This is a genomic window from Nocardiopsis salina YIM 90010, from assembly GCF_000341025.1.
Taxonomy (GTDB): domain Bacteria; phylum Actinomycetota; class Actinomycetes; order Streptosporangiales; family Streptosporangiaceae; genus Nocardiopsis; species Nocardiopsis salina.
The window spans coordinates 20,058-30,086 of the sequence record NZ_ANBF01000242.1; the positions used below are offsets into that span (position 1 = coordinate 20,058).

Annotated in this window: 6 protein-coding genes and 2 pseudogenes; 1 reads left to right on the forward strand and 7 read right to left on the reverse strand. The window is 71.8% G+C overall.

What is annotated here, in order from left to right; all coding sequences use genetic code 11:
• Positions 1-8 precede the first annotated feature (8 nt).
• From dxs to D474_RS0126445, 6 genes and pseudogenes are all read right to left on the reverse strand, one after another.
• Positions 9-1,890 (reverse strand): annotated as a pseudogene (gene dxs / locus D474_RS30200) (1-deoxy-D-xylulose-5-phosphate synthase).
• Positions 1,891-2,093: 203 nt separating this feature from the next.
• Positions 2,094-2,864, reverse strand: coding sequence for a sulfite exporter TauE/SafE family protein (locus D474_RS0126425; RefSeq protein ID WP_026118820.1), 771 nt, complete (start codon positions 2,862-2,864; stop codon positions 2,094-2,096).
• A 141-nt stretch (positions 2,865-3,005) separates the two neighbouring features.
• Positions 3,006-4,240, reverse strand: a pseudogene (locus D474_RS30205) (sugar ABC transporter permease).
• Positions 4,237-5,028, reverse strand: coding sequence for an ATP-binding cassette domain-containing protein (locus D474_RS0126435; protein ID WP_017616489.1), 792 nt, complete (start codon positions 5,026-5,028; stop codon positions 4,237-4,239). The pseudogene D474_RS30205 and the gene D474_RS0126435 overlap by 4 nt, the downstream one beginning before the upstream one ends.
• Positions 5,029-5,119: 91 nt before the next feature.
• A complete protein-coding gene (locus D474_RS0126440; protein ID WP_026118821.1) occupies positions 5,120-6,238 on the reverse strand; it encodes an ABC transporter substrate-binding protein in 1,119 nt (372 codons plus the stop codon).
• A gap of 234 nt (positions 6,239-6,472) precedes the next feature.
• Positions 6,473-7,645: an ROK family transcriptional regulator gene (locus D474_RS0126445; protein ID WP_017616491.1), complete on the reverse strand. Its 1,173-nt coding sequence runs from the start codon at positions 7,643-7,645 to the stop codon at positions 6,473-6,475.
• Between the two features lie 212 nt (positions 7,646-7,857).
• Between D474_RS0126445 and D474_RS0126450 the strand changes: the two genes are divergently transcribed.
• A complete protein-coding gene (locus D474_RS0126450; RefSeq protein WP_026118822.1) occupies positions 7,858-8,442 on the forward strand; it encodes a uridine kinase family protein in 585 nt (194 codons plus the stop codon).
• 2 nt (positions 8,443-8,444) lie between these two features.
• Here D474_RS0126450 and D474_RS32475 read toward each other — a convergent pair.
• The coding region (locus D474_RS32475) for a serine/threonine-protein kinase (RefSeq protein WP_026118823.1) at positions 8,445-10,029 on the reverse strand (1,585 nt) is incomplete at its 5' end.

Below are 10,029 nucleotides of genomic sequence, written 5' to 3' on the forward strand. Positions count from 1 at the left end.
GCACGCGGTCAGGCGGGCTCGGCGGCAGGCTCGTTCTCGGTCCGGCGGGCAACGGTCTCGGTGAGCTTGCGGGACAGCTCCTGCGGGGTCAGCCCCTGCTGCTCGAGGATGCGCTCGCGCTTGGCGTGGGTGAGGAACTCCTGCTCGATGCCGAAGGAGCGCACCGGAACGTCGACGTCGTGGTCGCGCAGCAGGCGGGAGACGGCGTCCCCGACGGCACCGGTGCGGCCGTTGTCCTCCACGACCGCGACGACGCTGTGCTCGGCGGCCTCGGTGACCAGGGCCTCGTCCAGGGGCTTGATCCACAGCGGGTCGACGACCGTGACGCCGATGCCCTGGTCGGCCATGCGGTCGGCGACCTCCACGGCGACCTGGGCCATGGTGCCCACCCCGACGATGAGCAGGTCCTTGCCGTGTCCGGCGTCCCCGGCGCGGCGCAGCAGGTCCATGGAGCCCACCTTGCCCACGGCGGGCATCTCCTCGGCGACCGCGCCCTTGGGGTAGCGCAGGACGGTCGGGGCGTCGTCGACCTCCACGGCCTCGCGCAGCTGGGTGCGCAGGCGCTCGGCGTCACGGGGCGCGGCCATGCGCAGGCCCGGGACGACCTGGAGGATCGACAGGTCCCACATGCCGTTGTGGCTGGGGGGGGNNGGTGACGCCCTGGCCGTGCAGGGCGGCGTCCATGAGTACCTGGTCGAAACAGCGGTTGAGGAAGGTCGCGTAGACCGCCACGACCGGGTGCAGGCCCTGCATGGCCATTCCGGTGGCGGAGGTCGCCGCGTGCTGTTCGGCGATGCCCACGTCGAAGATGCGGTCGGGGTAGGCCTCTGCGAACTTGTTCAGGCCGGTGGGGTGCAGCATCGCGGCGGTGAGACCGACGATGTCCTCGCGCTCGCGCCCGAGCTCGACCATGGTCTCGGCGAAGACACCGGTCCACTTCTCGACCTTGGGGCCGGGCTTGGCCTGGCCGGTGCTGACGTCGAAGGGGCCGGGGGCGTGGAACTGGTCCTCGTCGTGGTTCTCGGCGGGTGCGTACCCCTTGCCCTTCTGGGTGAGGCAGTGCACGATCACCGGTCCGCCGAAGTCACGGGCCTGACGCAGCGCCTTCTCCAGGACGGGCTCGTCGTGGCCGTCGATGGGGCCCAGGTACTTCAGGCCCAGGTCCTCGAACATCATCTGCGGCTGGATGGCGTCCTTGACGCCCTTCTTGAGGCCGTGCAGGGCCTCGTAGAGGGGCTGGCCGACCACCGGGGTGCGGTTGAGGGTGGACTTTGCAAGGTCGAGGGCCTGCTCGTAGCCGGGGGCCATACGCAGCGAGGACAAGTGCTCGGCGATGCCGCCGCGGGTCGGGGAGTAGGAGCGGCCGTTGTCGTTGACCACGACGACCAGACGGCGGTCCTTGCGCTCGGCGATGTTGTTGAGCGCCTCCCAGGCCATACCGCCGGTCAGCGCGCCGTCACCGATGACGGCCACGACGGTGCGCTCGCGGTCGCCCTGGACCTCGTTGGCCTTGGCCATGCCGTCGGCGTAGGACAGCACGGTGGAGGCGTGGGAGTTCTCGATGAAGTCGTGCTCGGACTCCTCGCGGGAGGGGTAGCCCGACAGCCCGCCCTCCGACTTGAGCGCGGTGAAGTCGTGCCGCCCGGTGAGCATCTTGTGCACGTAGGCCTGGTGGCCGGTGTCGAACAGGATCGGGTCCCGGGGGGAATCGAAGACCCTGTGGAGTGCGACGGTCAGTTCGACCACGCCCAGGCTGGGGCCCAGGTGGCCGCCGGTCTGTGAGCAGGAGTCGACGAGGAAGTCGCGGATACCCCGAGCCAGTTCGGGGAGCTGGTCGGCGGGCAGCCGCTTGAGCGCATCCGGATTGTGTATCGACTCGAACAGTGCCACTGTCTCGTCAGTCCCCTCGTCCAGCGTTTCCGTTGCCTTTGCCATCGAGGGCCCGGGAGGTGGCCCGCACATGGCTACTGGCGGGTATACACACCCGATCCTATGGGCATGAGCCCACGGGTGTACCCGCACCCCCGTTGCCGGGTTTTCGCGTACATTACTTGCTCTTCGGAGCCCTCTGGCCCCGGTACGCGCTGTCGAGGCTATCCGAGAGCCGCCTGCACGAGCAGGCCTATGGCCGAGAAGGTCACCACGGTCAGCATGCCCAGGCGCAGGGTCCGGGGCGGTACCCGCCCGCGCAGCACGTTGCCCAGCACGAACCCGATCGCGACGAACGGGACGGCCACGGTCCCGGCCACGACGGTGCGCAGGTCCATCTGTCCGCCGAGGGTGAGCGCGGTCAGGGAGATGGCCGATCCCACCAGGAAGAACGCGGCCAGGGTCGCGCGCACGCGCGGAGGTTCCTCGTACTGGTAGAGCAGCGCGACGGGCGGACCGCCGATGGAGGTCGCTGTCCCGGCGAACCCGGAGAGGGCGCCGGCCACCGTGAGCGAGGCCGGCGTGATTCGCACGCGGAAGGACCACACGGTGAGCACGACCGCTGCCAGCACCATCATCCCGACCACGGCGCCCAGCACTCGCGGTTCCAGAACGGCCACGACCCACACTGCGAGGAGGGTGCCGGGCAGGCGGGCCGGCACACCCCAGGCGATCCCCCGCCAATGCACGTGGCGCCACTCCTGGACCAGGGTGAGCACCGGCAGCAGGACCACCGTGATGAGCATCGCCCCCGGCATGAGCGAGGGGTCGAGGAAGGAGATGACAGGGGCGGCGACGAGACCGAGCCCGAGCCCGACGGTGCTCTGTACAACGGCACCGACGAGGACGGCGAGGGCGGCGACGGTCAGCAGCACCCACGGGTCGGCCGAGGCGAACAGGCTTCCGGGGACGGGTCTGAGGAGGTCGGAGAGCATCAGGGCGCCCAAACTACACCGTGGTCCCGGCCCGGTTCCCGCCCGGGTCGGGGCCGGTGGGGCGGTGCGCAGAGGCACGGGGAACCCCCGGCCGCACGGGAGGACGCGGCCGGGGGCGGGCGGGGAGGAGGTGGGGAGTGGTCAGCCCCCTCCCCTGGCATGGGTCGTGCGGCCCCGGCGCGAGGCCGCGTCGATGATCACCGCGATGAGCAGCACGGCGGCGGTGATCATGAAACGCACGGACGTGTCGACGCCCGGTAGCAGGAGAAGGCCGGAGGTGATGGCCCCCAGCACGAGGCCGCCCAGGAGCGCCGAGTAGGCGTTGCCGCGCCCGCCGAACAGGCTGGGGGCNCGCCGGTGGTGGTACTGGCGGCGATGTTTCGCGAGACGAGCATGACCCCGCCCAGGGCGGCCAGGGTCGAGGCGATCCCGAAGACCGAGATGCGCACGAGCACGGTGTTGATGCCAGCCCGGCGTGCGGCCTCGGCGTTGCCCCCGACCGCGTAGATCATCCGCCCGTAGCGGGTCTTGCGCAGTACCAGGTCGAGGGCGACGACGGCCCCGACGAAGATGAGGAAAGCGAGAGGCAGCCCGTTGTGCTGGTTGAGGATCCACACTCCCACGGCCAGGGGCAGCGCCAGCAGACCGGTGCGCAACAGTGTCTCGGCCAGGGGCCGGTGGGGCAGGCCGGAGGCGCGGCGACCGTGTTCGGTGGCCAGCGACGCGGCCAAGTACACCGCGAGGGTGACCAGGACCAGGAACCAGCCGATCCAGGGCACGAAGTAGGTCTGTGTCAGGGACGCGATCAGACCTTCGGAACGGGTGTTGATGGTCCCGTCGGGGCTCATCACCCACAGATGGAGCCCCTGCCATCCGAGCAACCCTGCGAGGGTGACCACGAACGCCGGGACCCCGATCCTGGCGAAGACGAAGCCGTGGAACAGCCCCACGAGCAGGCCCGCGCCCAAGGCCGCGGCGATCCCCGCCCACTCGGGCCACCCGTGCCGCATCACCGTGACGGCCAGGATCGCGGCCGAGAGTCCGGCGACCGACCCGATGGACAGGTCGATCTCCCCCAGGAGCAGCACCACGATCACGCCGGTGGTCATCAGCCCGATGGCGGCGATCTGCACGGTGAGGTTGGACAGGTTCTGCGGTGACAGGAACCGGTCGTTGAGGCCCTGGAAGACGAGCGCGATGAGCAGGAGCCCGATGACCACGGGCGCGGCGCCCAGTTCGCCGGCGCGGAGGTTGCGTCCGACAGCCGCCCACCAGCCACGGGGCGAGGCCGCCGTCTCCAGGAGACGGGGGTCGCGGCGGACCCCGGGCTCCTCCGGGGAGACCGACGCTTCGGTGACGGGGGTGTTCCGTCTCATCGGCCCTCCTCCGCCACGGTGGTCTGCCGACCGTCGCGACGCGCGACCGGGTTGTCGGCCGCCCCTGTGATGGCGGCGACGATCTCCTCGTAGCTGGTCCCGGCGATGGGGAAGTCGCCGGCGTTGCGGCCCAGGCGCAGAACGGCGGCCCGGTCGGCGACCGCCCGTACGTCGGCCATGTTGTGGCTGATGAGGATCACGCCCAGCCCCTGGTCCCGCAGCTGTTCGATGAGGTCGAGGACCTGCGCGGTCTGGGCGACGCCGAGCGCGGCGGTGGGTTCGTCGAGCATGACCACCCGGGGTTTCCCGAGCAGCGCGCGGGCGATGGCCACGATCTGGCGTTGGCCGCCCGAGAGCGAGGCCACGGGAACCCGCAGATCGGGTATGTCCACGGAGAGCGAGCGCAGGAGTTCCCAGGCACGGCGTTCCATCTCGACCTCGTCGAGCGTGCCCGGGAAGTGCAGGTGCTCGTTTCCGAGGAAGAGGTTGGCCACGATGTCGAGGTTGTCGCACAGGGCGAGGTCCTGGTAGATCGTGGCGATGCCGAGGCGCTGGGCGTCGGTCGGCGCGCTGATGTCGACCGCCCGGCCGTCCCAGGCCACGGTGCCGCCGGTGTCGGCCGCGTGGGCGCCGGCTATGACCTTGACGAGGGTGGACTTGCCGGCACCGTTGTCGCCGAGCAGAGCGACGACTTCGCCCTCCTGGACGTGGAGGTCGACCCGGTCGAGGGCACGCACGGCCCCGAAGGTCTTGGAGATCCCGGAGAGTTCCAGGACGGGTGTGCTCATGGGGCGGTCTCTTCCTTCTCCTCGCGCCGGCCCGGGCACCCGCCGGACTGTGGCGGGGCGGCCCGGGCGGAGGGTGCCGGCGGGGCCGGGGTCAGAGGGCTTCCTGGCAGTACTCGGTGTCGGCGTACTCGCCCTCGCAGATCTCCTCGATGGTGTAGAAGCCGTCGGAGACCACGGTGTCGTCGTTGTTGTCGATGGTGAGGGCGACCGGTTCGAGCAGCACGGACTCGATCTCCTCACCGCCGCCGTCCTCGAGCTGAGTGAGGGTGTGTTCGCCCGGCTGGAGGTCGGAACCCGTGGCCAGGTCGACGGTGATCTGCGCAGCCAGTTCGGCCTGGGGGCGGATCGCCTTGTAGACGGTCATGTACTGCTCGCCCGCGACGATGCGCTGGATCCCGGCGAGTTCGGCGTCCTGGCCGGTGACGGGCGGCAGGTCGTCGGTGGAGACCCCGGCGCTCTGCAGGGCGGCGATGACACCGGAGGCCATGCCGTCGTTGGCGGCCAGGACCCCGGTGATCTCGTCGGCTCCAAGGGAGGTGATGGCGCCCTCCATCTGGGTGGTGGCCTCCTCGGGCGACCAGTCGGGGGTGTCATACTCCTGGCCGATCTCCTCCTGGCCGTCGAGCACCTCATGGGCCCCGGCCTTGAACTCGGCGGCGTTGGGGTCGGTGGGTGAGCCGTTGACCATGACGAGCTGGCCGTCGCCCGCCGTTTCCTCCTCCTCCAGGGCGGCGAGGAGGGACTCGCCCTGGACCTGGCCGACGCGGTGGTTGTCGAAGGAGACGTAGGCGTCGACGCCGCCCTCGGCCAGGCGGTCGTAGGCCAGGACGGGCACGCCCTGGGAGGAGGCCTCGTTGACGGTGCCTGCGGCGGCCTCGGCGTCGACGGCGTCCAGGACGAGGATGTCGATGCCGTCGGTGAGCATGGCCTGCGCCTGGGTCTGCTGCTCGTCGACCTCGCCGTCGGCGTTCGCGTAGGAGAGCTCGCAGGCCGGGCACTGTTCCTCGAGCGCCTCTTCGAAGTAGGGGTGATCGAAGGCCTCGTACCTGGCGGTGTACAGGTCGGGCAGGAGGAGTCCGACGTGGAAGCCCTCCTCCACGGAGTGGGTCTCGCCCTCGCCCTCTCCTCCGGCCGAGGTGACGGCGTCGCAGCCGGTGGCGGCGACCAGTGCCAGAGCGGTGGCCACGGCGGGGATCCCGCCGGTGACCATGCGTGCGTGGGAGGAGCGTCGTGTCGTCAACGCCGGACCCTTCTCGTGGGGGGAGGTGATGTGCGGCACCGCGTTCGGTGCAGTGCAGTCAAACCGCGGCTCGGGCTTGGGGTCAACTCCTGAACACATAACCGAAACATCACAGATCTTGAGTTCAACCTGTGAACGGTCGGGCGGGCTGGTCAAGCCGCGGGGCTGCTCAGCGGCGCCCCGGAGGCCGAGAGAGGTCGTGTTTCAGGCGGGTGCCTCGGCGGCTGCCAGGAGCGCCCCGTACAGGGCCGCGTGTTCGCCGAGTTCACTCGGCACGACCTCCACACGCTCCAGCGCGCTGCCGAGAGTGCCCAGCGCCATCGCCCGGACCATGGGGTCCAGGAGCAGATCGCCTGCGACGGCGAGCGGACCACCGACCACGATCCGGTCCGGGTTGAGAAGGTTGGCGACCACGGCCGTGCCCTGCCCGAGCGCGGTGCCCGCCTCGGAGAGGATGCGGCGCCCTGCGGGGTCGCCCCCGTGCGCGGCTGCCACCAGCTGGGGCAGGGCGGCGCTGCCGTTCCTGGCCGACCCGCTGTCGCGGGGCACCATCGCCAGGAGGTAGGAGGTGCCCACGAAGGTCTCCAGGCACCCGCGGTTGCCGCAGCGGCAGACCTGGCCGCGCGGGTCGAGGCCGATGTGTCCGATCTCCCCGGCCGTGCCGTCGGCACCGCGCAGCAGACGGCCGTCCAGGACCAGGCCGGACCCCACCCCTTCGCCGAGGTGCAGGTGGACGACTGTGCGGGACCCGCGCGCGGCTCCGCGCCGGCACTCGGCCAACGCGGCGAGATTGGCGTCGTTCTCGGCCCGCACGGGCCGGCCCAGGCGTTCCTGCAGGGCCGGGGCGGGTCGGAACCCCGTCCAGTACGGCAGGCAGGAGACCGCGCCGACGGCCCCGGTGGCCGGGTCGAGCGGACCGGGCACGGAGGCCACCACGGAGGCCACCGACGCAAGGTCGATGCGGCCGCGGAAGAGCACGGTCTCGGTGAGCCAGGCGGCACGGCGCACCGCGCGCCCGGGGTCGGCGGCCACGTCGTAGTCGATGGACTCGCGTTCGAGGAGGCCGCCCTCGTGGTCGGCCACGGCCACCCGAAGGCGGTCGGCGGCGAAGTCGACGGCCACGACGGTTCCGGGCGGGCGCACGAGGGTGACGGCGCGGGCACGGCGACCGTTGGAGGACGTGTCGCGGACGGTGACCGCGCCCGAGGAGTGCAGACCGCGCACGATGTTGGAGACGCTGGCGGCGGACAGGCCGGTGGCTCGGGCGAGTTCGGCCTGGGTACAGGTGCCCTCGCGCCGCAGGACGTCGACGACGCGGCGTTCGTTGGCCTGGCGCAGCGCCGACTGCGAACCCGGGGTCGTGTCGGCCTCGGTCACCGGGCGGCCCCTCGTCCGTCGCTCGTCCGTGTTGTGCGCGCCGCACGCGCTGCGCCCGAGCATGCTACAAGCCGTGAACGGACCTGAGAACCGGGCATCGGGCGCCTCCCCGCCGAAGGCGACCGCCGGGGTCGGTCGGTATCAGGAGAGCCGAGGGAGCGGCCGACCAGCCGGGTGGGCGGGGTCGGCCTGGCAGGCCCTACGCTGCGGGGATGAGCGAGCTGGAGGTGGCCACCGGAACGCCCGGTTGGGCGGGAGCGGTGGCGAAGCAGGTACCCGGGGGCGCGGGGGTCCGGGTAGTGGCGGTCGAGGGCCGGTCCGGCTCGGGCAAGAGCACTGTCGCAGCGCACCTCCGCCAGGCCCTGGAAGCAGAGGACGAGGCGGTGCACGTCCTGACCATGGAGGACCTCTACCCGGGTTGGGACGGCCTGGCCGAGGGCGCCGACCTCCTGCGCACGTGTGTACTGGAACCGCTCGCGCGCGGCGAGTCCCCCGTGTGGCGCCGCTGGGACTGGGAACGCGGGGCCTTCTCCGAGGCACCGTCGTCCCTGCCGGAAGCAATGGCCTGCTACGGGGTCCTGATCGTGGAGGGTACCGGGGCCGGTGCGCGCCCCGGCCCCGTCGACCTGATCGTGTGGGTGCACGCCCCCGACGCCGTGCGCGCCCGCCGGCTGGACCGGCGCGAGGATGCACCGCTGTACGCCCCCTTCCGAACGGCCTGGGCCGAGCAGGAGGAGCGCCACCTGACCCGACACCGCCCCGAGGAGCGCGCCCGCATCCGGGTGGACAACGGCTGAGCTCAGTCCGAGGAGCAGATCCGCCGGGCCTCGGCCAGGTCGCGTTCGATGTTCTGCAACCCGCTGTCCAGGCTGGACCTGACCCGCGGCAACTGAGCGGCACGCTGGGAGCGCCACTGCCGTTCCTGGGCGGTACCGAAGCGCTGGGTGTGCTGGTTGGCCACGACCAATGCACCGATACCGGCCCCCACCGCGGCGATGAAGAACAGGAAGCTGACGGCATCGTTGGTCACGAACGCGACGAAGGCGAGGATCCCGGTCGCCCAGTAGAGTACGACCTTCCCCCGGCGGAATCCCTCGTCCGATTCGCCCTGGTCCGCCAGTTGCCGTTGCTGCACGGTGACGGAGCGGTGCTGGGAGATCCACTGTTCGCGCTGGTGGGCCAGGACCGCCACCGTCTCCAGCGCCCCGTACACCGCGGCGGCGTGCCCGGCGCGCGCTGCCCCGTCGGAGCGCTCCACCCGGGTCCAGAGGATGTCGAGCCATTCGGCCACACCGGGCCGGTCCCCCGGCTCGGGCCGACGCACGAGGTCGGGATGCAGCAGGAAGACCAGCGCCACCGCGGGGTCGACGTGGTTCTGGGTGCCGCGCCACCCGCCGAGACCACTGGCGAGCTGCTCGTGGAAGCGCACCCCGATGCGTTCGGCCTCCACCAGGTCCTCGGCCAGGGAACGCAGCGCAACGGAATCGCGGCCCTCGTGCTGGGCCATGAGGCGCAGGACCTCCGGGCGCGCCAGCAGGCCGAGCTCATTGCTCCGCGGGTCACCGGACAGCAGGGGCCGGGGATCGGAGAAGAGGCGGCCGAGCCCGGAGACACTGCAGTCGTGGCCGCGGAAGACCGGCGGCAGGTCGGGCCGCGCCTGCGCGACGAGGGCCGCCACCGCGGTGTTGGCATCGTTGACCGTGCGGCGGAACAGGGCCCGGTCGACGAGGGTGTCGTCGAGGTCGTCGATGATCCAGGCACCCAGGGCTGCACGTTCCTGGTCGTCGGACATGACCCCGACCGCGTCCGACCAGTTCTCCTGCAGGGCGGCGGCGAGCTCCTGGACGGTGTGCAGGCGTTGCCCGGCGAAGTGGTACGGCGGGGTCTGGGTGCCGCTCCCGCTCCCCCGCGGCGGCGGGGTCTGCGGCCCGGAGAAGGCCGGCGCCTCCGGCCCCGAGGACGGCGGGGTGTACGCGCCCCCGGAGGACGCCTGGTGCTCAGGGCCCGGTGAGGGCTCCGCAGCGGCGGCCGATCCCGGACCCGGCTCGGCATCGGGCTCCGGGGCGTACCCGCGAGTGAGCCCGTCGTCGACCCCCTCGACCAGGGTCGGCTCGACCTTCGGCCCTGCGGTCGTGGGCGCCTGCGCGGGCAGCGCCCCACCGGTGACCAGGTGGTCGAGCAGGGTCCGGGCGTCAGGACGCGCACCGGGGTCGCCGGCCAGGCAGGCGCGCACGGCCGGAGCGAGGCTCTCGGGAAGCCCGTCGAGGTCGGCGTTGCCGGACAGCACCTTCGCGATGCGGGAGGCCTGTGTCGGCCCGGGGAAGGCCTCACGCCCGGTCGCAGCGAAGACCATCACCGCGCCCCAGGAGAACAGGTCCACCGCC